The organism is Streptomyces sp. RLA131 (assembly GCF_056270125.1).
Genome location: NZ_JBWDOQ010000002.1, coordinates 5419199 through 5443879 on the forward strand (window position 1 = coordinate 5419199; position 24681 = coordinate 5443879).

A 24681-nucleotide genomic window follows, 5' to 3' on the forward strand; every position below is an offset into this window, starting at 1 on the left:
GGGTGCGGCCCGGTGGCACCGGCGCCGCACCCCACGACCGGGAGGCTCAGCTCTCGAACGTCGCCGCCAGCGCCTCCGCCAGCCCCGGCACCAGCCCGGAGCCGGTGAGCACCTCGGTCGGCGAGTCCTTCTCCCGCAGCCGTACGGCGGACTCGCGCGTGCCGTCGCGCAGGACACCGACCGTCATCCGGACCTCCTGACGCTCGGGGTGCCCGGCGACCCATTTGGCGAGGGCCGCGTCGTCCAGGCCCTCGGGGATCGCCTTCTCGGCGGCCGGCGGCAGCATCAGCCGCTCGACGGTCATCGCGCACCCGGCGATGACGTCGGGCCAGGCGATGGTGGCGAGGAACTCGTCGAGCGGGGTGCCGGCCGGCAGCTCGTCCTGCTCGATCGGGGTGAGGGCGCCGGCCTTCTCCTCGTCGAGACCGAGCTGGTCGGCCAGGCCCGGCTCCTGGCTGCGCAGCTGCGCGGTGTCGACGAGGGCGAAGAGGCGGGCGGGCTGGTCCCAGCCGAGACCTGAGGCGTAGCCGTCGATTTCGAGTACGGCACGGGTGAGCGGGCTGGCGGCGAGTGGCGCACCGTCGGAGGCATTGTTGGACATGGTCAATATCCTGCCTCTTCTGTGACCGAATACGGGAACCGAGTAAAGCCTGGGTAAGTTGCACCAGTGGGCGCCTGCCAGGCGCCCACCCGATCGCCCCAACCGATTCTTCGAGGTGCGCACCTTGGTATTCCAGATGCCGGACCGCGGCGGAGGTCCGCCGGGGCCGCGGATGAGAGCGGGCCGGCCGTCCCGGCGGACCCGGACGCTGCTGATGACACTGGGCGTACTGGCCGTACTGGCCATCGCCTTTGTCATGTTCGCCGGCTTCTGGACCGACTGGCTGTGGTATCGCTCGGTCCACTACTCCTCGGTCTTCACGACCACGTTGTGGACCAAGATCGGCCTGTTCTTCGTCTTCGGCCTGCTGATGGGCACCGCCATCGGCGTCAACATCTATCTCGCCCACCGGCTGCGGCCGCCGCTGAGTGCGATGTCGCTGGAGCAGCAGAGCCTCGACCGGTACCGGATGGGCATCGCCCCGTACAAGAAGTGGGCGCTGCTCGCTGTCTGTTCCCTGGTCGGTCTGATCGCCGGCGCCTCGGCGGCCGGCCAGTGGCGTACCTGGCTGATGTGGACCAACGCCACGCAGTTCGGCACCAAGGACCCGCAGTTCCACATGGACGTCGCGTTCTACGCGTTCGACCTGCCCTGGTTCCGCTTCCTGCTGAGCTTCGGCTTCGCTGCCGTCGTGCTGTCGCTGTTCGCCGCCACGCTCGTGCACTACCTGTACGGCGGGCTGCGTGTCACCTCGCCGGGCGGCAGGGCCACGGCCGCGGCGACCGGTCATCTGTCGGTGCTGCTGGGCCTGTTCGTGTCGCTCAAGGCGGTCGCGTACTGGCTGGACCGGTACTCGCTGGCGGTGAAGGCGGGCAATCTGAAGTCCAGCAGCTGGACGGGTCTGCGCTATGTGGACGCCAACGCCTATCTGCCGGCCAAGACCATCCTCTTCGCGATCGCGATCATCTGCGCGCTGCTGTTCTTCGCGACGCTGTGGCTTCGGGCTGACGCTGTGGCGGCGCACCTGGTCGCTGCCGCTGATCGGCTTCGGGCTGATGGTGCTCTCGGCGATCCTGATCGGCGGGCTGTATCCGGCGATCGTGCAGAAGTTCCAGGTGCAGCCGAACGAGGCGGCCAAGGAGACCCCGTACATCCAGAAGAACATCGACGCCACGCGCAAGGCGTACGGCATCGACGGCACCAAGGTGACGGAGTACTCGGGGACGAGCAAGAGCGCGAAGCAGACCCTGCGCGACACCGCCGACACCACCGCCTCGGTGCGGCTGCTCGACCCGAACGTCGTCTCGCCCACCTTCCAGCAGCTCCAGCAGACCAAGAGCTACTACGCGTTCCCGTCCACCCTGGACGTCGACCGGTACACGGTCGGCGGCAAGGAGCAGGACACCGTGGTCGGCCTGCGCGAGCTGAACGTGAAGGGGATCCCGCAGCACAACTGGATCAACGACCACTTCAAGTACACCCACGGCTACGGCGTGGTCGCGGCCAAGGGCACCTCGGTCAAGGGCAACGGCTCGCCGGACTTCACCGAGTCCGACCTGCCGGCCAAGGGTGAGCTGGGCGACTACCAGCAGCGGATCTACTACGGCGAGCAGACCACGCAGTACTCGATCGTCGGCGACTCCTCCACCAAGGAGATCGACTACACCGACGACAACGGCGAGAAGTCGTACACCTATCAGGGCAACAGCGGCGTCGGGCTGAAGAGCCCGGTCACCCGGGCCGCGTACGCGGTGGCCTTCGGCGAGCCGCAGATCCTGTACTCCGGTGCCATCGGCAGCGACTCCAGGATCCTGTACAACCGCACCCCCAAGGAGCGGGTCGAGGCGGTCGCCCCCTGGCTGACCATCGACGGCGACGTCTACCCGGCCGTGGTCAAGGGCCGTGTCGTCTGGATCGTGGACGCCTACACGACGAGCAACGGCTATCCGTACTCCTCGCGTACGACGCTCGGCGACACCACCGCCGACTCGCTGACCAACGGCCAGCGGGCGGTGCTCGCCCAGCAGAACCAGGTCAACTACATCCGCAACTCGGTCAAGGCGACCGTGGACGCGTACACCGGCAAGGTGTCCCTCTACCAGTGGGACAAGACCGACCCGGTGCTGAAGACCTGGATGAAGGCGTTCCCGGGCACGGTGAAGGCGAAGAGCGCGATCAGCAGCGAGCTGATGGCCCATCTGCGCTACCCGCAGGACCTGTTCAAGGTGCAGCGCCAGCTGCTGACGAAGTATCACGTCACCAAGGCGTCCACCTTCTACAGCGGCAGCGAGGTGTGGCAGGTCCCGGACGACCCGGCCGCCAAGACCGGGAAGTCCGTCCCTCCGTACTACCTGAGCCTCAAGATGCCCGACCAGGCAGCCGAGGCCTTCTCGCTGACCACCACCTTCACCCCCAACAGGCGTGACAACCTGGGTGCCTTCATGGCGGTCGACGCCGACGCGACGAGTTCGGAATACGGCGCCATCAGACTGCTCAAGCTGCCGTCCAACACCACGGTGTCCGGACCGCAGCAGGTGCAGAGCCTGTTCAACTCCGATCCCGATGTCGCGGAGAAGATCCGGCTCCTCAAGGGCGGTGACTCCACGGTCGAGTACGGCAACCTGCTCACGGTCCCGCTCGACGGGGGACTGCTCTACGTGGAACCGGTCTATGTGCGGGGCGCCGGCACCAACTACCCGCTGCTGAAGAAGGTGCTGGTCCACTACGGGGACGACACCGCCTTCGAGAACACCCTGTCGAAGGCCCTCAACGCGGTCTTCGGGGTCGACGGCGGCGGTACGAGTCCACCGGCGGACAACGGTGGCGACAACACCACGACGCCGGCGGACTCGACGGTCGCCCAGGCCCTGGAGGACGCCCAGAAGGCGTACGACGCGGGGCAGAAGGCCCTGCAGGACAGCGACTGGCAGGCCTACGGCGAGGCGCAGAAGGACCTGGCCGACGCCCTGAATCGGGCCGAGGCGGCCGAGAAGTCGGCGGAGAAAAAGGGCTGATCTGACACACCCCGCGTCGTGGTACGGTTAGGACACAACGACGCGGGGTGGAGCAGCTCGGTAGCTCGCTGGGCTCATAACCCAGAGGTCGCAGGTTCAAATCCTGTCCCCGCTACTGCATGAAAGGGCCTGGAGTCAAGCGACTCCGGGCCTTTTCACTTGTGCGGGGGAAGTATGGGGTATGCGAGCGCTTTGAGGTTTCACCTGGCATCATGTCGGGAAGTCGACAAAGCGCTGTAGTGACCCACGTGGGTTGCGACATACCAGGTGTGCTGCGGGTACGGATGGTGCGACGATGGACCTTATGGGGGATGGTGCAAGGCTGCTGAATACTCGTCAGTCCCATGACCGGGGGGCGGCGGGCACCGCTTCCGTGCCCGCGATCGCGCCGACGGTCGCCGACCTGCTGCCGGGGCCGCGCCCGGCCGACGCAGCGTACACCTTCACGCCCGCCGGTACGTACACGGAGACCGCCGAGGACCGCCTCGTCGAGTCCGAACTGCCGGACGAGGAAAGCCTGGAGGCCCGCGAGGAGGCCGAGCTGGAGGCCCGCACCCGCCGGGCCGCCGACCACGGCGACCCCGTCGCCATGAGCATCCTCGGCACCATTCTGCTGCGCCGCGGCGACCTCGACGGCGCCGAGCCCTACCTGCGCAGCGCCACCGCCAACGGTGACCGCGCCGCCGCCAACAACCTGGGTCTGCTGCTGCACCAGCGCGGCTACGCCGACGAGGCGGCCGGGTGGTGGCGGATCGCCGCCGTCGCCGGCTCGGCCGCGGCGGCGCACGCCCTCGGCCGGTACTTCCGCGAGCGCGGCGACGAGCCGGGCGCCGAGTACTGGCTGCGCCAGGCGGCCGAGTCCGGCCATGTACTGGGCGCCTACGCCCTCGCCGACCTGCTGGACCACCGGCGTGACGTCGGCGCCGAGCGCTGGTACCGGGCCGCCGCGGAGCACGGGCACCGCGAGGCGTCGTACCGGCTGGCCCGGATCTGCGCGGACCGCGGCGAGGACCTGGAGGCCGAGCAGTGGTACCACCAGGCGGCCGCGCGCCGGCACCGCCGGGCCGCGCTGCGGCTCGGCACGATCCTGGAGGAGCGCGGCGACAACGCCGAGGCCACCCGCTGGTATCTGACCGCCGCCCGCGACGGCGAGCCCAGGGCCGCCTGCGCACTGGGCTTCCTGCTGCGCGACGCCGGCGACATCGACGGCGCCGCGACCTGGTGGCGTCGCGCCGCGCAGGCCGGTGACGGCAACGCGGCGAACGCGCTGGGCGCGCTGCACGCCCAGGAGGGCGAGACCCAGACCGCCGAGCGCTGGTACCGGGCTGCCCTGGACGCGGGGGACGTCAACGGGGCCTTCAACCTCGGCCTGCTCTGCGCGGGCCAGGGCCGCACCGCGCAGGCCGAGCAGTGGTACCGCAAGGCGGCGTACGCGGGCCACCGCGAGGCCGCCAACGCGCTTGCCGTCCTCCTGCTCCAGCGGGGCGACGCGGCGGGCGCGGAGCCGTGGTTCTCCAAGGCCGCCGAGGCGGGCAGCGTCGACGCCGCCTTCAACCTCGGCATCCTGTACGCCAGCCGCGACGACCAGGCGATGGCGCGGCGCTGGTACGAGCGGGCGGCCTCGGCCGGCCACAGCGAGGCCGCGCTCCAGGTCGCCATCGCCCTCCAGCGTGACGGCGACTCGCACGGCGCCGAGCGCCATCTGCGCTGCGCGGCGGGCGGTGGCAGCCCCGAGGGTGCCTTCCGGCTCGGCGCGCTCCTGGACCGGGGCGGCAGCCCGGAGGAGGCCGAGGAGTGGTACACCCGCGCCGCGGGGCAGGGTCACCGCCGTGCGCAGGTGCGGCTGGGCATGTGCGCCGCCAAGCGCGGTGACGTCGTCGACGCCGCCCACTGGTACCGCGAGGCCGCCGAGGCCGGGAGCAGCAACGGTGCCTTCAACCTCGGCCTGCTCCTGGCCCGCGAGGGCGCGCACCCCGAGGCCGCGCTGTGGTGGACCCGGGCCGCCGACGCGGGACACGGCCGCGCGGCCCTGCGGCTGGCGCTGCTGACCGCCCGGCACGGCGAACTGGCCGACGCCCAGGCGTGGTGCGCGCGGGCCGCCGAGTGCGGTCCCGCGGAGGTCACCGAGCGCGCGGCGCGGCTGGCCGACGCCCTGCGGCACGAGCTGTCCGCATAGCGGTTTGCGCTGCTCAGCGGCGGTGGGCTACAGTAAAGACACAACGACGCGGGGTGGAGCAGCTCGGTAGCTCGCTGGGCTCATAACCCAGAGGTCGCAGGTTCAAATCCTGTCCCCGCTACTGCGAAGAAGGCCCGGAACTCAGGTTCCGGGCCTTCTTGGTGTTCGGGCTGTGTCCGGGTCCGGGTCCGGGTTTGGGCTCGGGTTCGCGTTCGGGCCCGGGGGTGACGGGCGGCGGGCGGGCGCCGGTGGCGGCCGCTACCGGCAGTCGGGGCACAGCCCCCGGTAGGTGACCTCGACGTCGGCGACGACGAAGCCGAAGCGCTCGGTGTCCGGCAGGTCGGCGAGCGGGTTGCCGCCGGGGTGGACGTCCCTGATGGTGCCGCAGCGGGAGCAGACCAGGTGCTGGTGCGGACGGTGCGCGTTGGGGTCGTACCGCTTGGCGCGGCCGTCCGTGGCGACCTCCATGACCTCACCGAGGGTGACCAGCTCGCCCAGGGTGTTGTAGACGGTCGCCCGGGAGATCTCGGGCAGCCGTACGGCGGCGCGCGCATGGACCTCGTCGGCGGTCAGATGGACATGGTCGCCGTCGAGGACCTCGGCCACGACGCGGCGCTGCGCGGTCATGCGCCAGCCGCGTCCGCGCAGTCGTTCCAGAAGGTCGCTCATTGTCAGATTCACCTATCAGTGGGATTGCGCTCCAGCTTAACAGCGCGTGTCCGAGTTATGAATAGGTACGGCTTTGGGCTGCTTCTTGACTTAGACTCTGTCTATTGTAGGATCGGTTCTGGCGCCAGCCGGGGGGCAGGACTCACTCAGGGAGATGTACGTGACGGTTCAGGAGACAGGCCCGCTGACCACCGAGTCGGGGGCACCGGTCGCTGACAACCAGAACAGCGAGACCGCGGGCCTCGGTGGCCCGGTCCTCATCCAGGACCAGAGCCTTCTGGAGAAGCTCGCGCACTTCAACCGGGAGCGCATCCCGGAGCGGATCGTGCACGCCCGCGGCGCCGGCGCGTACGGCACCTTCACGCTGACCCGTGACGTCAGCCGGTGGACCCGGGCGGCGTTCCTGTCCGAGGTCGGCAAGCAGACCGAGACCTTCCTGCGCTTCTCCACGGTGGCCGGCAACCTCGGCTCCGCCGACGCGGTGCGCGACCCGCGCGGCTTCGCGCTGAAGTTCTACACCGAGGAGGGCAACTACGACCTCGTCGGCAACAACACGCCGGTGTTCTTCATCAAGGACGCCATCAAGTTCCCCGACTTCATCCACACCCAGAAGCGCGACCCGTACACCGGCTCTCAGGAGGCGGACAACGTCTGGGACTTCTGGGGTCTGTCGCCCGAGTCCACCCATCAGGTGACCTGGCTGTTCGGCGACCGCGGCATTCCCGCCACGCTGCGCCACATGAACGGCTACGGCTCGCACACGTACCAGTGGAACAACGAGGCCGGCGAGGTCTTCTGGGTCAAGTACCACTTCAAGACCGACCAGGGCATCAGGAACCTCACCACCGAGGAAGCCGTCCAGGTCTCGGGCATGGACCCGGACAGCCACCAGCGCGACCTGCGCGAGGCGATCGAGCGCGGTGAGTTCCCGTCCTGGACCGTGCAGGTGCAGATCATGCCGGCGGCCGATGCGGCGAACTACCGCTTCAACCCGTTCGACCTCACCAAGGTGTGGCCGCACGAGGACTACCCGCCGATCGAGATCGGCAAGCTGGAGCTCAACCGCAACCCGCAGAACATCTTCGCCGAGGTCGAGCAGTCGATCTTCTCGCCGGCGCACTTCGTGCCCGGCATCGGCCCGTCCCCCGACAAGATGCTGCAGGGCCGCCTCTTCGCGTACGGCGACGCCCACCGCTACCGCGTCGGCATCAACGCCGACCACCTGCCGGTGAACCGCCCGCACGCCACCGAGGCCCGCACCAACAGCCGTGACGGCTACGCCTACGACGGCCGGCACGGCGGCGCCAAGAACTACGAGCCGAACAGCTTCAACGCGATCAAGGAGACCGGCCGCCCGCTGTGGCAGACGGTCCCGGTCACAGGCGGCACCGGCAGCCACGAGGCCCCCTCGCACGCCGAGGACAACGACTTCGTGCAGGCGGGCAACCTCTACCGGCTCTACTCCGAGGAGGAGCGGGAGCGCCTGATCGCCAACCTCGCCGGCTTCATCGCCAAGGTGTCGCGCGACGACATCGCCGAGCGCGCGATCAACAACTTCCGCCAGGCGGACGCCGACTACGGCAAGCGGCTGGAAATCGCGGTCCAGGCCCTTCGCGGCTGACCGGCCGCTTGCCGTACCGACCCGGCCGGGGTCGGGTTCGTCCAGGGACCCGACCCCGGCCGATCCACGTCCGGGGCCGGTCCCGTCCAGGACCGGTCCGGGTCAGGACCGGTCCGGGTCAGGCAGGGACCACCGCGTGCTCCGGCGCCCAGCAGCGCACGATGTCGCGCACCGACATCACCCCGACGGCCTGGTCGCCGTCGAGCACGATCAGATGCCGGAAGCCGCCGTGCATCATCGCGGCCGCCGCCTCCTCCAGCGTCCACTGCGGGGCGGCGAAGACCACGTCGGTGGTGGTGTGACGCTGGGCGGTCTCGGTGTCGGGGCTGAGTCCGGCGCCGACCGCGTCGAGGACGTCACGCTCGGTGAGGATGCCGAGGCCGCAGGTGTCGGGATCGAGGACCACCGCCGCGCCGACGCGCCGGGCGGACATCAGCTGGGCGGCCTGGCGGAGGGTGTGGGCGGGGCCGATGGTGAGGACGACGGTGCTCATGGCGTCTCGGACGAGCATGGAATACCCCTTGGGAATCATTTCACAAGTTCACAAGCTCGGGCATTCTCATGTTCACATGCGCGGTGCGGCGCAGCAAGGGCGCCGTAGGGCGTAATTGCCGCAGGACCGGCCGCGACCGCGCGTGGCGGCCGGGCGGGGCCGACGACGGGGCCGACGACGGCCGACGACGGGGCCGACGGCGGCCGGCAGGGACGGCGGTGCGGCCGGCGGCCCTCAGGAGCGGCCCAGGTAGCCCAGCAGCTCCTCGTGCAGCAGCCCGTTGGAGGCGGCCGCGTTCCCGCCGTACGGGCCGGGGATACCGTCCAGGCTGGTGAACCGTCCGCCGGCCTCGCGCACCACGACCTCGCAGGCGGCCATGTCCCACAGGCTCAGCTCCGGCTCCGCGCAGATGTCCACAGAGCCCTCGGCGACCATCATGTACGGCCAGAAGTCCCCGTAGCCGCGGGTGCGCCAGACGGTCCGGGTGAGGTCCAGGAAGCCGTCCAGGCGGCCCTGCTCCTCCCAGCCGCTCAGCGAGGAGTAGGCGAAGGAGGAGTCCTCCAGCCTGCCCACGTTGGACACATGCAGCCGGGTCGCCGAGGACAGGCTGCGGCCGGTGTACGCGCCCGTGCCCTTCGCCGCCCACCAGCGGCGTCCCAGCGCGGGCGCCGACACCACGCCCACCACACCCTCGTCGCCGCCCTCGCCGCGCACCATCAGGGCGATCAGGGTGGCCCAGACGGGCACTCCGCGGACGTAGTTCTTGGTGCCGTCGATCGGGTCGATGATCCAGCGGCGCGGGCCGGTGCCCTCGACGCCGTACTCCTCCCCGAGCACCGCGTCGCGCGGGCGGGCGCGGGCGAGCTGACCACGGATCAGCTCCTCGGCCCGCTTGTCGGCCTCGCTGACGGGCGTCATGTCGGGCTTGGTCTCGACCTTGAGATCGAGGGCCTTGAAGCGCTCCATGGTCGCGGCGTCGGCGGCGTCCGCCAGGATGTGCGCGAGTCGGAGATCATCATTGAAGTCGGGCATGAGGCGAACAGTATCGATCGCACGCCGTCGAGGTCACGCATGGGGCGCGCGGAGCCTTGACACGGGGCGGCGGCGCGTCAATTCTGACGGCACGGCCCCGGCCCTGACCCGGCTTTCCGGGTCCTGGAGGCGATGATGCCCACTGCACGTGAAGCCCTGCTCGACGCGGCGCTGTCGGCACTGGCCGAAAGCCCGTGGGGCGCGGTCCGGATGGTCGACGTGGCCGCCACCGCCGGAGTGTCGCGGCAGACCCTCTACAACGAGTTCGGCAGCAAGGAGGGCATCGCGCGTGCCCTCGCCCGCCGCGAGGCCGACGACTTCCTGGACGGCTTCGGGCACGCCCTGGTCGCAGCCTGCCGCCAGGGAGCCGACCCGGGCGACTGTCTCGCCGCCGCCACCGCGCTGACGCTGCACACCGCCCGTACCGGCCCCCTGGTACGGGCGACCCTCACCGGCTGCCGGGGGGATCGGGTGCCGGCCGCGGCAGTCGTCACCGTCCCCGCCCAGCGACGGCTGCGCGCGCACCAGGAGGACCAGCCCCTCACCGCCACCGAGGTCGTCGCCGGTATGCGCGCACGCGCGGCGCTCGCCCTCGAACGGGGCTTCCCCCGGCTCGACCCCGCCGATGTCGCCTGGGCCTGCGAGGCCGCGGTGCGGCTCGGCCTCGCCTATGTGGTCGCTCCGGCGGGCACCGACGAGGAGGCCTGCCTCCAGGTCGCCCGGCTGGTGCGGACGCTGCTGGCGCGTGGCTGGTAGCGCGTCGGAGCCGCCGCGGTGACCGAGGGCGGGCAGCGGGCGGTACCCGCGCGACGCGGCCGGGACGGCCCTAGCTGTATTGCCCTGAGAGGTTGGGGACGCGGCTGGCGGGTGGTTGGCCTTTCAGCGCGGTGTGTCCGCGGTGGTGATTGTAGGTGTGCAGCCACCCGGGGAACGCCTCGCGGCGTTCGGTCTCCGAGCGGTAGGGGCGGGCGTAGGCCCATTCGTCGAGCAGGGTGCGGTTGAAGCGTTCGACCTTGCCGTTGGTCTGTGGCCGGTAGGGCCGGGTGCGTTTGTGGGTGATCTGGGCTGCTGCCAGCAGGTCGCGCCAGTCGCGTGAGCGGTAGCAGGAGCCGTTGTCGGTCAGGACCCGCTCGACGGTGATCCCGGCCTGGGCGAAGAACGCGTGGGCGCGGGTCCAGAAGCCGGTGGCGGTCTCCTTCTTCTCGTCCGAGAGGATCTCGCTGTAGGCGAGGCGGGAGTGGTCGTCGACGGCGGTGTGGAGGTAGCTGTAGCCGGCGTTCTTGCGGTTCTTGCGGCCGGCCTGGCGGCCCAGGACCTTGTGTCCGCCGCCGTCGGGGATGTTGCCGAGCTTCTTGATGTCGACGTGCACGAGTTCGCCGGGCCGCTCGCGTTCGTAGCGGCGTATGACACGGCCGGTGGCCCGGTCCAGGTGGGTGAGGCGGGCCAGGCCGTAGCGGGTCAGGACGCGGTGCACGGTCGAGGGCACCAGGTGCAGCAGGTGTGCGATGCGGGCCGGGCCCCAGCGGCGCAGGATGCGGACCTTGATGATCCGGCGTTCGATGCGGGTCGGGGTGCGGCGCGGGCTCGTGTGCGGGCGGGAGGACAGATCCCGCATCCCGGCCTCGCCGAGTCGCCGGTAGCGGTCGGCCCAGCGCTGCGCGGTGGTGGGCGAGACCTGGAAGCGTTCGGCGGCCCGGCGCAGGGGCCAGCCGTCCTCGACCACGCAGCGGGCCAGGCGCAGGCGTCCGGTCTCGGTCAGGGGTGCATTACGGTGGGACACGAGGGCCTTTCTGTTGGTGTAGACGTCGCAATCCACACCGAACCGGAAGGCCCTCACCCATTTCAAGATCCCCCAACCGAGATCCTGCTCACCGTCCACAACCTCCCGGGACAGAACACCTAGCGGGCGGATCCGGAGAGTTGGAGTCCGATGACGCCGAGGATGACCAGGGAGATGGAGACCAGCTTCAGGGTGGAGACGATGTCGTCCAGGAACGCCATTCCGTAGATCGCGGTGCCGGCCGCGCCGATGCCCGTCCAGACCGCGTAGGCGGGACCGACGTCGAGCTTGCGCAGCGACAGGGTCAGCAGGCCGAAGGAACCGAGCGCGAAGAGGCAGAAGGCGATGGTGGGCCAGAGGCGGGTGAAACCGTGGGAGAGCTTGAGGCAGACGGCGAAGCCGGTTTCGAGGATGCCTGCGACCACCACGAGGAGCCAGGCCATCGAGGAGCCCTCCCGTTCCGTTCGCGCGTTCCCGTGTGGATGAGCGATCATCACACAGCATGCCCGGAAAAGGAGGGTCAGTCCCCTTCCTTGCGCTCTCGCGTCGCCAGCAGCCGCCGCAGGGACTCCAGTCGGGCCGGTTCCGCGTGGCCGGCGGCCACCCAGGCGTCCAGTGCGCATTCCGGTTCGTCGTGGCTGCAGGAGCGCGGGCACTCCTCCGTACCGGGTTCGAGGTCGGGGAAGGCGTGGATGACGCGGGACGGGTCGATGTGGTGCAGCCCGAAGGAGCGGACGCCGGGAGTGTCGACGACCCACCCTCCCCCGGAGCCTCCGGCCCGGGAGGTGCCCTCGTCGTCCGGGAGGGGCAGCGCCAGTGCCGAGGTGGTGGTGTGCCGCCCGCGGCCGGTGACGGCGTTGACGATGCCGGTGGCGCGCTGCCGTTCGACCAGGGCGTTGACCAGGGTGGTCTTGCCGACGCCGCTGTGGCCGACGAAGGCGGTGATCCGGCCCTTGAGGCGCTCGCGGATCTGGTCGACGCCGCCGGTGAGGAAGTCGTCCCGGTTGGTGACGACGTAGGACAGGCCGAGCGGCCCGTACGTCTCCAGCAGGGGTTCGGCGGGGGCCAGGTCGGACTTGGTCAGGACGAGCAGCGGTTCGAGTCCGGCGTCGTACGCGGCGACCAGACAGCGGTCGATCATGCGCGGGCGGGGCTCGGGGTCGGCGAGGGCGGTGACGATGGCGAGCTGGTCGGCGTTGGCGACGACCACGCGCTCGTACGGGTCGTCGTCGTCGGCGGTGCGGCGCAGTACGGAGCCGCGCTTCTCGACCCGGATGATCCGGGCCAGGGTGTCCTTGGTGCCGGACAGGTCGCCCACCACCGAGACCCGGTCGCCGACCACCGCGCTCTTGCGGCCCAGTTCGCGGGCCTTCATCGCGACGATCGTCCGGTCGCCGATCAGGACGTGGAGCCGGCCGCGGTCGACGGTGAGGACCATGCCCTCGGCGGCGTCCTCGTGCTTGGGTCGGATGCTGGTGCGCGGACGGTTGCCCTTGGGGTTCGGGCGGGAGCGGATGTCGTCCTCGTCGGTGTTCTTGCTGTAGCGCCTCATGACGTCAGGCCCGCACCGCGGAATGACCGAGCATGGCGGACCACATCTCCGGGAACTCCGGCAGCGTCTTGGCCGTCGTGCCGACGTTCTCCACCCGGACGCCCTCCACGGCCAGCCCGAGGACCGCGCCCGCGGTGGCCAGGCGGTGGTCGTCGTAGGTGTGGAAGACACCGGAGTGCAGCGGGCGGGGGCGGATGCGCAGGCCGTCCTCGGTCTCGGTGACGTCGCCACCCAGCTCGTTGATCTCCTTGGTGAGGGCGGCGAGACGGTCGGTCTCGTGCAGTCGCAGGTGGCCGACGCCGCGCAGGACGGACTCGGAGTCGGCGAGCGCGGCGACGGCGGCGATGCCGGGGGTGAGCTCGCCGACATCGGACAGGTCGGCGTCGATGCCGTGGATCCGTCCGCTGCCGGTGAAGGTCAGGCCACGTCCGGTCAGCTCACAGGATCCGCCCATGCGGGTGAACAGTTCGCGCAGCGCGTCGCCTGGCTGGGAGGTGCGTTCGGGCCAGTCGGGGACGGTGACCCGGCCCCCGGTGATGAGGGCGGCGGCCAGGAAGGGCTGGGCGTTGGACAGATCGGGTTCCACGGTCAGGTCGCTGCCGAGCAGTGCGCTCGGGTCGACCCGCCACACGTTCGGTTCGCCGCCGTGCTCGGGGGTGTCCACCTTGGCGCCGGAGGCCCGCAGCATCTCCACCGTCATCCTGATGTGCGGCAGGGAGGGCAGCGTCGGCCCCACGTGGCGCACCTCGACGCCCTGGTTGAAGCGCGGCCCGGACAGCAGCAGCGCGCTCACGAACTGCGAGGACGACGACGCGTCGATCGACACCCGCCCGCCGTCCAGCGCCCCGCCGCCGTGCACGGTGAGCGGCAGCGAGCCGCGCCCCTCGTCGTCGATGCGGGCGCCCAGCACGCGCAGCGCGTCGATCACGCCGTGCAGGGGACGCTCGTACGAGCGAGGGTCGCCGTCGAAGCGGATCGGGCCGTCGGCCAGCGCGGCGACGGGCGGCAGGAAACGCATCACGGTGCCGGCGTTGCCGACATCGACCGTGGCCGGGCCGTGCAGCCCGGCCGGGATGACCCGCCAGGCCTCGCCGCCGTACGGATTGACGGTCTCGTCGATCTGGACGCCCATGGCGCGCAGCGCCTCGGCCATCAGCAGGGTGTCGCGGCTGCGCAGCGGGCGGCGCAGCCAGCCGGGCTCGGAGGCGAGCGCGGAGAGTACGAGCGCGCGGTTGGTCACCGACTTCGACCCGGGCACGGTGACCGTCGCGTCGACGGGGTCGGACGCGACGGGGGCGGGCCACAGGGCGGTGTGCGCGGTGTTACCGGTCATGGGTCACAAGCGTAGTGGTTGCGGCGGAAGGAGATTCTTGATCGTTTGAGGCGAAATACGAGGGAAACAGGGGTCTGCTATGCCCGGCGGACGTTCGCGGACGGCTGCGGACGTTCACGGTCGTTCGTGGCCGCCGGTGATGTCGGTGATGTCCTCACAGTCCCAGGAGCCAGCGGCCGCCACCGAAGAGGCCGATCAGGGCGATGGCGTAGAAGAGCAGCATCCACAGGCCCGCCGGGGTGTGGGTGAGCCGGGCCAGCTGGTCGGCGTCGGAGTCCGGCGCCCCGCCGTGGCGCCGCTTGCGCTGCAGCTCGAACACCGGCCGGACCCCGCCGACCAGCAGGAACCACACGACGAGATAGGCGAAGGCCGCCTGCACGGTGGTGGTGGTCAGCCAGGACACCAGCAGAAAGGCCGCGCCCGTGAGGATGACGGTCAGCGCGCCGTACGCGTTGCGGATCATCACCAGCATCGCCACGAGCAGCGCTGTGGCCCCCCACAGCAGCGCGGTTATATGACCGCCGGACAGCAGCAGGGCGCCCAGGATGCCCAGCAGCGAGGGGGCGCTGTATCCGGCGGCGGCGGTCAGCACCATGCCGACGCCGGTGGGCCTGCCGCGCGAGACGGTCAGCCCCGAGGTGTCGGAGTGCAGCCGGATGCCGTCGAGGCGGCGGCCGCTGAGCAGGGCGACCAGGCCGTGGCCGCCCTCGTGCGCGATGGTGATCGCATTGCGGGTCAGCCGCCATATGCCGTGCGGCAGCACGGCGGCCAGGGCCAGGGTCGCGGTGGCGGCGACCAGCCAGGAGGAGGGGTCCGGCTGGGTGCCGAAGACTTCGTTCCAGACGTCGGTCACTTGGGTGAACTGCACGAGGGGCACCCTATGACGCCGAGCTGTCAGTCGGCCGTGGCAATCTGGCAACTATGTGCGGACGATACGCAGCGAGCCGGCGGCCGGAGGATCTCGTCGGCCTGTTCGAGGTACGGCAGTGGGATCCGGAGGAGGCACTCGCCCCGAACTGGAACGTCGCGCCGACGGACACCACGTACGCGGTTCTCGAACGGCCCGACAAGGAGACCGGCGAGGTCGTGCGGCAGCTGCGCGCGCTGCGGTGGGGGCTGGTGCCGGGGTGGGCCAAGTCACCCGACGTGGGCGTGAAGATGATCAACGCCCGGGCCGAGACCGTGCACGAGAAGGCGTCCTTCCGCCGGCCCTTCGCCGCGCGCCGCTGCCTGCTGCCCGCCGACGGGTACTACGAGTGGGTCACCGCGGCGGGGGAGCGGCAGCTGGAGGAGGAGGGCAAGAAGAAGCGGGCGCGCAAGCAGCCGTACTTCGTGACCCCGGTGGACGGATCCGTCATGGCCATGGCCGGGCTCTACGAGTTCTGGCGGGACCGCACCCTGCCCGACGACCACGCGCGGGCCTGGTGGGTGACGTGCACCGTCATCACCACCGCCGCCGACACCGAGCCCTTCGCCGAGCCCGCGCAGGAGGACCGCCCGCGCTCGCTGGCCGAGATCCACCCGCGCATGCCGCTCATACTGCCGCCCGACCGCTGGGACGACTGGCTGACCCCCTCCCGCACCGACCCGGACGGGCTGCGCGAGCTGCTGGTGCCGCCCCCGGCCGGGACACTGCGGGCCTACCCGGTGCGCACCGAGGTCAGCAATGTGCGCAACAACGGCCCCGAACTGGTCGACCCGCTCCCCGCTCCCGAGGAGCAGACGCTGTTCTGAGGGAGGTACGTCGTCGCGCACGCGGCGGGATCCTCCGCGGGCCGGGCCGCCCGGGGTGCGAGACTCGCCCCATGACTGAGACCGAGGCCGGGAACGGGAACGGGAACGGGGCCGGGGCCGGGGCCGTGACGGTCGGGACGGCGGCGGGTGACGCCCGCATCACCTGGCACCGGGCGCGCGTCCCGCGGACCGTGCTGGCGGTCGGCCACGGCGCCGGGGGCGGCATCGAAGCCGCCGACCTGCTGGCGCTGGCGGAGGCGCTGCCGGGGCGCGGGATCACCGTGGCCCGCGTCGAACAGCCGTGGCGGGTGGCGGGCCGGAAGCTGGCACCGGCACCGAAGGCGCTGGACGCGGCCTGGCGGGAGCTGTGGCCGGCGTTGCGCGACCCCGGCCTGCCGGTGGTCGCCGGAGGGCGCAGCGCGGGCGCCCGGGTGGCCTGCCGGACGGCCCTGGAGCTGGGCGCGCACGGGGTGCTGGCACTGGCCTTCCCGCTGCACCCGCCGGGGAAGCCGGAGAAGTCGCGGGCGGCGGAGCTGCTCGGCGCCGGGGTGCCGACGCTGGTCGTGCAGGGCGCCCGGGATCCCTTCGGACGGCCCGAGGAGTTCCCGCCCGGCGTGGAGCTGGCCGGGATCCCGTACGCCGACCACGGCTTCGCCGTCCCCAAGTCGGCCGGCCTGGACCGCCCACAGGCGCTCGCCCTGCTCGTGGACGCCGTGGCCGGCTGGCTGACCCGGGGGGAATGAGCGGCTCCCCGCATGCGTTGTGCGAGTCGTCAGTACGAGAACGTATACGCAGAAGTGAGGAAGGCAGCCGTATGGTTCCATCAGCTTGCCCGCCCCGCGCCCAAGCGCCATATCTGTCGTGGCCGCAGTGGCCCGCGGGGGGCGCTGGGACGGACGCGTCCGGCACGCCGATCCCTCGCGGGATATCCTCCGATTCGAGCGGGACCGGTTTTGGCCCCGTGATCGTATTGGAGGAGGTGGGTCCGGTCACCGGCACCGAAGACAGCACGGCCGCAGGTCCCCCGGAGTCGGGTGCCGAGCGCAGCGCGCGCTTCGAACGCGACGCTCTGGAGTTCCTCGACCAGATGTACTCGGCCGCGCTGCGCATGACCCGCAATCCGGCCGACGCCGAGGATCTGGTGCAGGAGACGTACGCCAAGGCGTACGCGTCCTTCCACCAGTTCCGTGAGGGCACGAACCTGAAGGCCTGGCTCTACCGCATCCTCACGAACAGTTTCATCAACACCTACCGCAAGAAGCAGCGCGAACCCCAGCGCAGCGGCACCGAGGAGATCGAGGACTGGCAGCTGGCGCGCGCCGAGTCGCACATGTCGACCGGTCTGCGCTCGGCCGAGTCGCAGGCGCTCGACCACCTGCCGGACTCCGACGTCAAGACGGCGCTGCAGACGATCCCGGAGGAGTTCCGGATCGCGGTGTACCTCGCCGACGTCGAGGGGTTCGCGTACAAGGAGATCGCCGACATCATGGGGACACCCATCGGTACGGTGATGTCCCGGCTGCACCGGGGGCGGCGGCAGCTGCGCTCGCTGCTTGAGGACTATGCGCGGGAACGCGGGCTCGTCCCGGCGGGCGCGGGAGACGAGAAGGGCTCGGGCACATGAGCTGCGGCAACCCGCATGAGACGGACTGCTCCGAGGTACTCGATCACCTCTACGAGTATCTCGATGGCGAAATGTCGGACGACGCCTGCGGCAAGTTCAAGCAGCACTTCGACGAATGCCATCCCTGCCTGGAGAAGTACGGGCTGGAGCAGGCGGTGAAGAAGCTGGTCAAACGGTGCTGCGGGCAGGACGACGTACCGACGGACCTGCGGGCGAAGGTGCTCACCCGGATCGAGCTGATCCGGGCCGGCGGAGCCGCCCCCGTCCCGGAGCCGGCCGTGGAGGCCGGGGAGACCAGCGGAACGCCTGCCCCGTAGGCGTTCACCCGGAAGGCGTAACCGGCCGCCGTGGGCATCACGCCCGCGGCGGCCGTACCCGTTTACGGGCCCCATACCGCACCCGGGTCCGGAACCGGACGGTAAGGAGCGGTGCCCCCGGTGTGCGTGGTTGGATGCCGCTGGGCGGCAGGTATCGCGACAAGCCGCCAAACCGACAAGCCCGGCGGGTGTGACAGCACGCGTCGATGGCAAGGAGGATGGCAGACGGTCCGCGAAGCGGGCCGGGCAACCGGACAGCGGCAGGCGGGACATTGAGGATCTTCGGCAGAGTGCGGCACCGGCCCTCCGCCACGTGGCGGCAGGCGACCGACCGCGCCTTCACGCTGATCGGCGACGGGCGGTACGAGGACGCCGGCGCCCTGCTGACGCGCGCCGCCGACCTGGAGCCCTGGCTCTCGGAGTCCTGGTACAACCTGGCCCTGCTGCACAAGTTCCGCCACGACTGGGAGCAGGCCCGCACCGCGGGGCTGCGCGCCGTCGCGCTGCTCGACCGCGCCCCGGGCGCCCCCGACTGGTGGAACGTCGGCATCGCCGCCACCGCCCTGCAGGACTGGCCGCTGGCCCGCCGCGCCTGGCAGGCGTACGGCCTGCGCACGCCCGCGGCCGAGGCGGGCGCCGGGGCGCAGGGGCCCCTGGAGATGGAGCTCGGGAGCGCCGCCGTGCGGCTCTCCCCGGAGGGCGAGGCCGAGGTCGTCTGGGGCCGCCGGATCGACCCGGCCCGGATCGAGGTGCTGAGCATCCCGCTGCCGTCCTCCGGTCGCCGCTGGGGCGAGGTGGTCCTGCACGACGGCGTTCCGCACGGTGAGCGCGCCACCGCCGACGGCGCCTCGTATCCGGTGTTCGACGAGATCGAGCTGTGGGCGCCGTCCCCGGTCCCCACCTGGCTGGTCCTGCTCGAAGCCGCCACCGAGGCCGACCGTGACGCGCTGGAGCGGCTCGCGGCCGACGCCGGTTTCGCGGCCGAGGACTGGTCCTCGTCGGTGCGCCTGCTGTGCCGTACGTGCTCCGAGAGCCGGATGCCCACCGACGACGGCTCGGGCTCCGACGCCTCCCGGGACCCGCACGACCACAGCGAGCCCGGCCATCCCGGCCACCTCAGCCACCGCAGCGCCGGCTCCCTGTGGGTGCCCGAGCGCGAGTGCGGCATCGCCGCGCCGGACGGGCTGGTGCGCGGGCTCCTGGACAGCTGGGTCGCCGACAGCCCGGACACCCGGGACTGGCGCGATCTCGAAGAGGTCTGCTGAGCCGGGAGCTCCGCAGGCCCCTCCCGCCAGGCCTTGCCCGTACCCTTAATGGCTCAAGGACGAAGCCCCAGGAAGGCGTACGGCACACCATGTCGCAGCAGGACACCGCGCAGCAGGACCAGGACCAGACGTCTCCGGAGTCGGAGTTCACCGACGACGTCACGGACGCCGAGGCCCGCGAGGCGGCGCACCGGGCCCGTGGCACCGCGCGTCCGATCACCGTCGTCGGCAACCCGGTGCTGCACCACCCGTGCCGGGCCGTCACCGACTTCGACGCCGCTCTCGGGCAGCTCATCGACGACATGTTCGCCAGCCAGCGCGCCGCCGAGGGGGTGGGTCTGGCCGCCAACCAGATCGGCGTCGACCTGCGTGTCTTCGTCTACGACTGCCCCGACGACGACGGCGTCCGCCACGTCGGCCATGTCGTCAATCCCGTCGTCGACGACATCCCGGCCGGCCGGCGGGTCCTGGACGACGGTGACGAGGGCTGCCTGTCCGTCCCCGGCGCCTTCGCCGAGCTGCCGCGCCCCGACCACGCGGTCGTGCGCGGTCAGGACCTTCACGGCAACGACATCGTCGTCCGGGGCAGCGGCTTCTTCGCCCGCTGCATCCAGCACGAGACCGACCACCTCAACGGCTACCTCTACATCGACCGGCTCTCCAAGCGGGACCGCAAGGACGCCCTGCGGCAGATGGAGGAGTCCACCCCGAGGTACGAGACCGTCCCCAACGACTGAGGCCGAGCGGGCACGTGATGAGGTGGGGTCCGTGACCGGACTCAGCCTTTTGGAGATATCCGCCCTGCTCGTGGCCGCCCTGCTGGTCGGTTTCTCCAAGACCGCCATCAGCGGCGTCAGCGCCGTCAGCGTCGCGCTCTTCGCCTCGGTGCTGCCCGCGCGCGAGTCGACGGGCGCGCTGCTGCCGCTGCTGCTGGTCGGTGACGTGGTCGCGGTCCGCGCCTACCGGCGGCACACCGACTGGCCGGTGCTGCTGCGGCTGCTGCCGTCGGTGGTGGTGGGGGTGCTGGTGGGGGCGGTCTTCGTGGCCCGGGTCGACGACGTGGTCATGCGGCGCACGATCGGCGCCTTCCTGCTCGCCATGGCCGTCTACCACGTCTGGCGCCGCCGCCGTCCGGTCCCGGACGACGTGTCGGGCCGCCCCCGGCACGGCCGGGCGTTCGTCTTCGGGCTGCTGGCCGGTTTCACGACGATGGTCGCCAACGCGGGCGGCCCGGCGATGTCCCTCTACCTGCTGTCGTCGGGCATCGGCATGCTCGGCTTCCTGGGCACCGGCGCGTGGTTCTTCTTCCTCGTCAACCTGTTCAAGCTGCCCTTCAGCGTCGGCCTGGGGCTGATCGACGGGGAGTCGCTGGTGCGCGACGCCTGGCCGGCCGCGGCGGTGCTGGCCGGCGCCTGGCTCGGGCGGATCTGCGTCCACCGCATCGACCAGGCGCTCTTCGAGCGCCTGGTCCTGCTCTTCACGGTGCTGGCCAGCGTGAATCTGCTGCGCTGAACCACCGGCGGTCGACCGTCAGATGTCGAACTCGCCGTCGATGGCGCCGAGTCGGAACGCCTCCCACTCGGCCGGGGTGTAGCGCAGTACGGGACCTTCCGGCTCCGCCGAGTTGCGCATGGCCACGGCGCCACCCTCCAGGAAGGCCAGTTCGACCTGGCCCTCCGCGGGATCGCCGCCCGCGCCGACCCAGGCCGCGCCGGAGATGTCCATCGCGTACAGCGCTTCCTTCTCGGCCTCCTTGCGGGCTGCGATCTCCGCGGCGCTCTCCTGCTGTTGCGTCTGCTCGGTCATGTCGGGATCCTCCCCGTCCGGTGGCCCTCCGGTGGCCGTCCGACGCCAGGGTAGCCGCCGCCTCCGCCGCTGCTCGTACGACGGCGGAAGGCGACCGCATACGACCGAAGACAACCGAAGCCGTCAGAATTCGTCGTCGAAGGAGACCGATCCTTCGACGGCCACCTGGTAGGCGGAGGCGCGCCGTTCGAAGAAGTTGGTCAGCTCCTGGACGTTCTGCAGCTCCATGAAGGAGAAGGGGTTCTCCGAGCCGTAGCGGGCGGGCAGACCGAGGCGGACGAGGCGCTGGTCGGCGACGCACTGCAGGTACTCGCGCATGGAGTCGGTGTTCATACCGGGCAGACCCTCGCCGCACAGGTCCTGCGCGAACTGGAGCTCGGCCTCGACGGCCTCCTCCAGCATGGCCGTTACCTCCTTGGCCATGTCGTCGTCGAAGAGGTCGGGCTCCTCCCGGCGGACGGTGTCGACGACCTGGAAGGCGAAGTCCATGTGCATGGACTCGTCGCGGAAGACCCAGTTGGTGCCGGTGGCCAGGCCGTGCAGCAGGCCGCGCGAGCGGAACCAGTAGACGTAGGCGAAGGCGCCGTAGAAGAACAGGCCCTCGATGCAGGCGGCGAAGCAGATCAGGTTGAGGAGGAAGCGGCGGCGGTCGGCCCTGCTCTCCAGGCGGTCGAGCTTCTCGACCTCGTTGATCCACTTGAAGCAGAACTGCGCCTTCTCACGGATGGAGGGGATGTTCTCCACCGCGTCGAAGGCGGCGGTGCGCTCGTCCGGGTCGGGGAGGTAGGTGTCCAGCAGGGTCAGATAGAACTGGACGTGGACGGCCTCCTCGAAGAGCTGGCGGGACAGGTACAGCCGCGCCTCGGGGGAGTTGATGTGCTTGTAGAGGGTCAGCACCAGGTTGTTGGCCACGATCGAGTCGCCGGTCGCGAAGAAGGCGACCAGCCGGCCGATCATGTGCTGCTCGCCGGGGGAGAGCTTGGCGAGGTCGGTGACGTCGGAGTGGAGGTCGACCTCCTCCACGGTCCAGGTGTTCTTGATGGCGTCGCGGTAGCGCTCGTAGAAGTCCGGGTAGCGCATGGGGCGCAGGGTCAGTTCGAAGCCCGGGTCGAGCAGGTGCTTGGTGGGGGCGGACATTACTGGCAGGCCTCGCAGGACTCGGGGTTCTCAAGGGAGCAGGCGACCGCGTCGGGATCGGCGGCGACCTGCGCGGGCACCGTCGCGCGGGCCGACTGGGCGATCCGGGTCGCCGGGCGGGAACGCAGGTAGTAGGTGGTCTTCAGGCCCTGTTTCCAGGCGTACGCGTACATCGAGCTGAGCTTGCCGATGGTGGGCGTTTCGAGGAAGAGGTTGAGGGACTGCGACTGGTCCAGGTACGGGGTGCGGGCCGCCGCCATGTCGATCAGGCCGCGCTGCGGGATCTCCCAGGCGGTGCGGTAGAGGGCGCGGACGTCCGCCGGGATCCAGTTGAAGCCCGCCACCGAGCCGCTTGCCTCGCGCAGCGCCTCGCGGGACTGGGTGTCCCAGACGCCGAGCTTCTTCAGGTCCTCCACCAGGTAGGAGTTCACCTGGAGGAACTCCCCGGACAGGGTCTCGCGCTTGAAGAGGTTGGAGACCTGGGGCTCGATGCACTCGTACACCCCGGCGATCGAGGCGATGGTGGCGGTGGGGGCGATGGCGAGGAGGAGGGAGTTGCGCATGCCGGTCTTCGCGATGCGCGCGCGCAGCGCGTCCCAGCGCTCCGGCCAGCTCACGGTCACGCCGTAGTGGTCGGGGTGCAGGACGCCCCGTGCCGTGCGGGTCTTCTCCCAGGCGGGCAGCGGACCACTGCGTTCGGCGAGGTCCGCCGAGGCCTCGTACGCGGCGAGCATGATCCGCTCGGAGATCCGGGTCGAGAGGGCCTTCGCCTCGGGCGAGTCGAAGGGCAGGCGCAGCTTGAAGAAGACGTCCTGGAGGCCCATCGCGCCCAGGCCCACCGGGCGCCACTTGGCGTTGGAGCGGCCGGCCTGGTCGGTCGGGTAGAAGTTGATGTCGACGACGCGGTCGAGGAAGGTGACGGCGGTACGGACCGTGGCGTCCAGGCGCTCCCAGTCGATCGAGCCGTCGCTGACGAAGGAACCGAGGTTCACCGAGCCCAGGTTGCAGACGGCCGTCTCCTGGTCGTCCGTGACCTCCAGGATCTCGGTGCACAGGTTCGAGGAGTGGACGACCGAGCCCGGCTCGGCGGTCTGGTTGGCGGTGCGGTTGGCGGCGTCCTTGAAGGTCATCCAGCCCTGGCCGGTCTGGGCCAGGGTGCGCATCATCCGGCCGTAGAGGTCCCGTGCGGGGATGGTCTTCTGGGCCAGGCCGGCCGCCTCGGCCGCGCGGTAGGCGGCGTCGAACGCGTCGCCCCACAGGTCCACCAGTTCCGGGACGTCGGCGGGGGAGAAGAGCGACCATGTGCCGTCGGCGTCGACGCGGCGCATGAACTCGTCGGGGATCCAGTGCGCCAGGTTGAGGTTGTGCGTACGGCGGGCGTCCTCGCCGGTGTTGTCGCGCAGCTCAAGGAACTCCTCGATGTCGGAGTGCCAGGTCTCCAGGTAGACGGCGGCGGCGCCCTTGCGCCGGCCGCCCTGGTTCACCGCGGCGACCGAGGCGTCGAGGGTCTTGAGGAAGGGGACGATGCCGTTGGAGTGGCCGTTGGTGCCCCGGATGAGGGAGCCACGGGCCCGGATGCGGCTGTAGGACAGGCCGATGCCGCCGGCGTGCTTCGACAGGCGGGCGACCTGGTGGTACCGGTCGTAGATGGAGTCCAGCTCGTCCAGCGGGGAGTCCAGCAGGTAGCAGGAGGACATCTGGGGGTGCCGGGTACCGGAGTTGAACAGGGTGGGCGAGCTCGGCAGGTAGTCCAGACGGCTCATCAGGCCGTAGAGCGCGGCGACTTCGTCCAGCGCGCGCACCGTGTGGTTCTCGGCCAGGCCGGAGGCGACCCGCAGCAGGAAGTGCTGCGGGGTCTCGACGACCTGACGGGTGATGGGGTGCCGCAGCAGGTAGCGGCTGTGCAGCGTGCGCAGGCCGAAGTAGCCGAAGCGGTCGTCGGCGCCTTCGGCGAGAGCCTGCTCGATCAGGGCGTCCAGCCGGGCCGCGTGGGTACGGACGAACTCGGCGGTGCCGTCGGCGATCAGGCCCTCGCGGTGGCCCACGGCGATGGAGGAGGTGAAGGACGTGACGCCTTCGCCGGCCGCCTCGTCGGCGATGGCCAGGGTGAGCAGCCGGGCGGCGAGCCGGGAGTACTGGGGGTCCTCCGAGATGAGGCCGGCGGCGGCCTCGGTGGCCAGCGTGCGCAGTTCGGCCTCGGCCGCGGCCCGGTCGGCATGCGGCGACCGGCCCCGCAGCGCGGCGGCGGCCACCCGGCCGGGGTCGGTGTCGGGGAGGTCGGCGGTGAGTTCCGTCAGGGTGCGCAGCAGGGTGCTGCCGGCTGAAGCGGGTTCCGCGTTCGGTGCGACGGGCGCGATGGTCACGTGTGCTCTCTCCCTCGTACGGCGGCGACGCGACGAGGGAATGGCGGGGCGCACGAGGGCTGCACAGGGCATGCCGCGGCGCGTCCACCGGCCCAACCCGCGAGGCCCGGACATGACGGCACCCGGGAGGGCTTCGCCGGACCGGTTCGTTCCGGTCCGGGAGG

22 protein-coding genes, 2 tRNA genes and 1 pseudogene are annotated in these 24681 nt (G+C 71.0%); 13 read left to right on the forward strand and 12 right to left on the reverse strand.

What is annotated here, in order from left to right; all coding sequences use genetic code 11:
* Window positions 1-46 precede the first annotated feature (46 nt).
* On the reverse strand, window positions 47-601 hold the full coding sequence (locus RWE79_RS25670; protein WP_475942421.1) for a PPA1309 family protein: 555 nt from the start codon (window positions 599-601) through the stop codon (window positions 47-49).
* Between the two features lie 172 nt (window positions 602-773).
* Here RWE79_RS25670 and RWE79_RS25675 point away from each other — a divergent pair.
* From RWE79_RS25675 to RWE79_RS25690, 4 genes and pseudogenes are all read left to right on the forward strand, one after another.
* Window positions 774-3615: pseudogene (locus RWE79_RS25675) on the forward strand (UPF0182 family membrane protein).
* 41 nt (window positions 3616-3656) lie between these two features.
* Window positions 3657-3730: transfer RNA gene (locus tag RWE79_RS25680), tRNA-Met, on the forward strand.
* A gap of 180 nt (window positions 3731-3910) precedes the next feature.
* Window positions 3911-5791 (forward strand): tetratricopeptide repeat protein, encoded by a 1881-nt coding sequence (locus RWE79_RS25685; protein ID WP_475942422.1) that lies wholly within the window; start codon window positions 3911-3913, stop codon window positions 5789-5791.
* 47 nt (window positions 5792-5838) lie between these two features.
* Window positions 5839-5912 (forward strand) — tRNA-Met (locus tag RWE79_RS25690).
* 137 nt (window positions 5913-6049) lie between these two features.
* On the opposite strand, the gene RWE79_RS25695 is transcribed toward RWE79_RS25690, so the two are convergent.
* Complete coding sequence (locus RWE79_RS25695) at window positions 6050-6460, reverse strand: Fur family transcriptional regulator (protein ID WP_475942423.1); 411 nt, start codon at window positions 6458-6460, stop codon at window positions 6050-6052.
* 154 nt (window positions 6461-6614) lie between these two features.
* On the opposite strand from RWE79_RS25695, the gene RWE79_RS25700 reads away from it, so the two are divergent.
* Window positions 6615-8081, forward strand: a complete 1467-nt coding sequence (locus RWE79_RS25700) for a catalase (RefSeq protein WP_475942424.1) — start codon at window positions 6615-6617, stop codon at window positions 8079-8081.
* Between the two features lie 118 nt (window positions 8082-8199).
* Here RWE79_RS25700 and RWE79_RS25705 read toward each other — a convergent pair whose 3' ends face one another.
* Together RWE79_RS25705 and hisN are read right to left on the reverse strand one after the other, a co-directional pair.
* Window positions 8200-8592: a CBS domain-containing protein gene (locus RWE79_RS25705; RefSeq protein ID WP_475942425.1), complete on the reverse strand. Its 393-nt coding sequence runs from the start codon at window positions 8590-8592 to the stop codon at window positions 8200-8202.
* A 216-nt stretch (window positions 8593-8808) separates the two neighbouring features.
* Complete coding sequence (gene hisN, locus RWE79_RS25710) at window positions 8809-9606, reverse strand: histidinol-phosphatase (protein WP_475942426.1); 798 nt, start codon at window positions 9604-9606, stop codon at window positions 8809-8811.
* A gap of 135 nt (window positions 9607-9741) precedes the next feature.
* Between hisN and RWE79_RS25715 the strand changes: the two genes are divergently transcribed.
* Window positions 9742-10362, forward strand: a complete 621-nt coding sequence (locus RWE79_RS25715) for a TetR/AcrR family transcriptional regulator (RefSeq protein ID WP_475942427.1) — start codon at window positions 9742-9744, stop codon at window positions 10360-10362.
* A gap of 70 nt (window positions 10363-10432) precedes the next feature.
* Here RWE79_RS25715 and RWE79_RS25720 read toward each other — a convergent pair whose 3' ends face one another.
* The 5 genes from RWE79_RS25720 to RWE79_RS25740 all read right to left on the reverse strand — a co-directional run bounded on the left by RWE79_RS25720 (window position 10433) and on the right by RWE79_RS25740 (window position 15139).
* Complete coding sequence (locus tag RWE79_RS25720) at window positions 10433-11386, reverse strand: IS481 family transposase (protein WP_475938753.1); 954 nt, start codon at window positions 11384-11386, stop codon at window positions 10433-10435.
* A 119-nt stretch (window positions 11387-11505) separates the two neighbouring features.
* Complete coding sequence (locus RWE79_RS25725; RefSeq protein WP_475942428.1) at window positions 11506-11829, reverse strand: DMT family transporter; 324 nt, start codon at window positions 11827-11829, stop codon at window positions 11506-11508.
* 77 nt (window positions 11830-11906) lie between these two features.
* Window positions 11907-12938, reverse strand: coding sequence for a ribosome small subunit-dependent GTPase A (gene rsgA / locus RWE79_RS25730; protein ID WP_475942429.1), 1032 nt, complete (start codon window positions 12936-12938; stop codon window positions 11907-11909).
* A 4-nt stretch (window positions 12939-12942) separates the two neighbouring features.
* Window positions 12943-14271: a 3-phosphoshikimate 1-carboxyvinyltransferase gene (gene aroA, locus RWE79_RS25735; RefSeq protein WP_475942430.1), complete on the reverse strand. Its 1329-nt coding sequence runs from the start codon at window positions 14269-14271 to the stop codon at window positions 12943-12945.
* 154 nt (window positions 14272-14425) lie between these two features.
* On the reverse strand, window positions 14426-15139 hold the full coding sequence (locus tag RWE79_RS25740; protein WP_475942431.1) for a M50 family metallopeptidase: 714 nt from the start codon (window positions 15137-15139) through the stop codon (window positions 14426-14428).
* Between the two features lie 53 nt (window positions 15140-15192).
* On the opposite strand from RWE79_RS25740, the gene RWE79_RS25745 reads away from it, so the two are divergent.
* The 7 genes from RWE79_RS25745 to RWE79_RS25775 all read left to right on the forward strand — a co-directional run bounded on the left by RWE79_RS25745 (window position 15193) and on the right by RWE79_RS25775 (window position 20723).
* Window positions 15193-16005 carry an SOS response-associated peptidase gene (locus RWE79_RS25745; RefSeq protein WP_475942432.1) on the forward strand — a complete coding sequence of 271 codons (813 nt, stop codon included), beginning with the start codon at window positions 15193-15195 and terminating at the stop codon, window positions 16003-16005.
* 71 nt (window positions 16006-16076) lie between these two features.
* Window positions 16077-16748 carry an alpha/beta hydrolase family protein gene (locus RWE79_RS25750; RefSeq protein WP_475942433.1) on the forward strand — a complete coding sequence of 224 codons (672 nt, stop codon included), beginning with the start codon at window positions 16077-16079 and terminating at the stop codon, window positions 16746-16748.
* 236 nt (window positions 16749-16984) lie between these two features.
* On the forward strand, window positions 16985-17629 hold the full coding sequence (locus RWE79_RS25755) for a sigma-70 family RNA polymerase sigma factor (protein WP_475946095.1): 645 nt from the start codon (window positions 16985-16987) through the stop codon (window positions 17627-17629).
* A complete protein-coding gene (gene rsrA, locus RWE79_RS25760) occupies window positions 17626-17946 on the forward strand; it encodes a mycothiol system anti-sigma-R factor (RefSeq protein ID WP_475942434.1) in 321 nt (106 codons plus the stop codon). The genes RWE79_RS25755 and rsrA overlap by 4 nt, the downstream gene beginning before the upstream one ends.
* Window positions 17947-18218: 272 nt before the next feature.
* Window positions 18219-19211, forward strand: a complete 993-nt coding sequence (locus RWE79_RS25765) for a tetratricopeptide repeat protein (protein ID WP_475942435.1) — start codon at window positions 18219-18221, stop codon at window positions 19209-19211.
* Between the two features lie 89 nt (window positions 19212-19300).
* On the forward strand, window positions 19301-19948 hold the full coding sequence (gene def / locus RWE79_RS25770; protein ID WP_475942436.1) for a peptide deformylase: 648 nt from the start codon (window positions 19301-19303) through the stop codon (window positions 19946-19948).
* A 31-nt stretch (window positions 19949-19979) separates the two neighbouring features.
* Window positions 19980-20723 carry a sulfite exporter TauE/SafE family protein gene (locus RWE79_RS25775; protein WP_475942437.1) on the forward strand — a complete coding sequence of 248 codons (744 nt, stop codon included), beginning with the start codon at window positions 19980-19982 and terminating at the stop codon, window positions 20721-20723.
* A gap of 18 nt (window positions 20724-20741) precedes the next feature.
* Here the strand turns inward: RWE79_RS25775 and RWE79_RS25780 are convergent, their stop codons facing one another.
* The 3 genes from RWE79_RS25780 to RWE79_RS25790 all read right to left on the reverse strand — a co-directional run bounded on the left by RWE79_RS25780 (window position 20742) and on the right by RWE79_RS25790 (window position 24589).
* Window positions 20742-21017: a DUF397 domain-containing protein gene (locus RWE79_RS25780; protein ID WP_475942438.1), complete on the reverse strand. Its 276-nt coding sequence runs from the start codon at window positions 21015-21017 to the stop codon at window positions 20742-20744.
* Between the two features lie 123 nt (window positions 21018-21140).
* On the reverse strand, window positions 21141-22154 hold the full coding sequence (locus RWE79_RS25785; RefSeq protein ID WP_475942439.1) for a ribonucleotide-diphosphate reductase subunit beta: 1014 nt from the start codon (window positions 22152-22154) through the stop codon (window positions 21141-21143).
* Complete coding sequence (locus RWE79_RS25790; protein WP_475942440.1) at window positions 22154-24589, reverse strand: ribonucleoside-diphosphate reductase subunit alpha; 2436 nt, start codon at window positions 24587-24589, stop codon at window positions 22154-22156. The genes RWE79_RS25785 and RWE79_RS25790 overlap by 1 nt, the downstream gene beginning before the upstream one ends.
* Window positions 24590-24681 lie beyond the last annotated feature (92 nt).

Excerpts from the sequence above, each read along its gene's own strand:
- RWE79_RS25670 (WP_475942421.1), bottom strand. The coding sequence starts at position 601 with ATGTCCAACAATGCCTCCGACGGTGCGCCACTCGCCGCCAGCCCGCTC.
- RWE79_RS25685 (WP_475942422.1), top strand. The coding sequence starts at position 3,911 with ATGGACCTTATGGGGGATGGTGCAAGGCTGCTGAATACTCGTCAGTCC.
- RWE79_RS25695 (WP_475942423.1), bottom strand. The coding sequence starts at position 6,460 with ATGAGCGACCTTCTGGAACGACTGCGCGGACGCGGCTGGCGCATGACC.
- RWE79_RS25700 (WP_475942424.1), top strand. The coding sequence starts at position 6,615 with ATGTACGTGACGGTTCAGGAGACAGGCCCGCTGACCACCGAGTCGGGG.
- RWE79_RS25705 (WP_475942425.1), bottom strand. The coding sequence starts at position 8,592 with ATGCTCGTCCGAGACGCCATGAGCACCGTCGTCCTCACCATCGGCCCC.
- hisN (WP_475942426.1), bottom strand. The coding sequence starts at position 9,606 with ATGCCCGACTTCAATGATGATCTCCGACTCGCGCACATCCTGGCGGAC.
- RWE79_RS25715 (WP_475942427.1), top strand. The coding sequence starts at position 9,742 with ATGCCCACTGCACGTGAAGCCCTGCTCGACGCGGCGCTGTCGGCACTG.
- RWE79_RS25725 (WP_475942428.1), bottom strand. The coding sequence starts at position 11,829 with ATGGCCTGGCTCCTCGTGGTGGTCGCAGGCATCCTCGAAACCGGCTTC.
- rsgA (WP_475942429.1), bottom strand. The coding sequence starts at position 12,938 with ATGAGGCGCTACAGCAAGAACACCGACGAGGACGACATCCGCTCCCGC.
- aroA (WP_475942430.1), bottom strand. The coding sequence starts at position 14,271 with ATGACCGGTAACACCGCGCACACCGCCCTGTGGCCCGCCCCCGTCGCG.
- RWE79_RS25745 (WP_475942432.1), top strand. The coding sequence starts at position 15,193 with ATGTGCGGACGATACGCAGCGAGCCGGCGGCCGGAGGATCTCGTCGGC.
- RWE79_RS25750 (WP_475942433.1), top strand. The coding sequence starts at position 16,077 with ATGACTGAGACCGAGGCCGGGAACGGGAACGGGAACGGGGCCGGGGCC.
- rsrA (WP_475942434.1), top strand. The coding sequence starts at position 17,626 with ATGAGCTGCGGCAACCCGCATGAGACGGACTGCTCCGAGGTACTCGAT.
- def (WP_475942436.1), top strand. The coding sequence starts at position 19,301 with ATGTCGCAGCAGGACACCGCGCAGCAGGACCAGGACCAGACGTCTCCG.
- RWE79_RS25780 (WP_475942438.1), bottom strand. The coding sequence starts at position 21,017 with ATGACCGAGCAGACGCAACAGCAGGAGAGCGCCGCGGAGATCGCAGCC.
- RWE79_RS25785 (WP_475942439.1), bottom strand. The coding sequence starts at position 22,154 with ATGTCCGCCCCCACCAAGCACCTGCTCGACCCGGGCTTCGAACTGACC.
- RWE79_RS25790 (WP_475942440.1), bottom strand. The coding sequence starts at position 24,589 with ATGCCCTGTGCAGCCCTCGTGCGCCCCGCCATTCCCTCGTCGCGTCGC.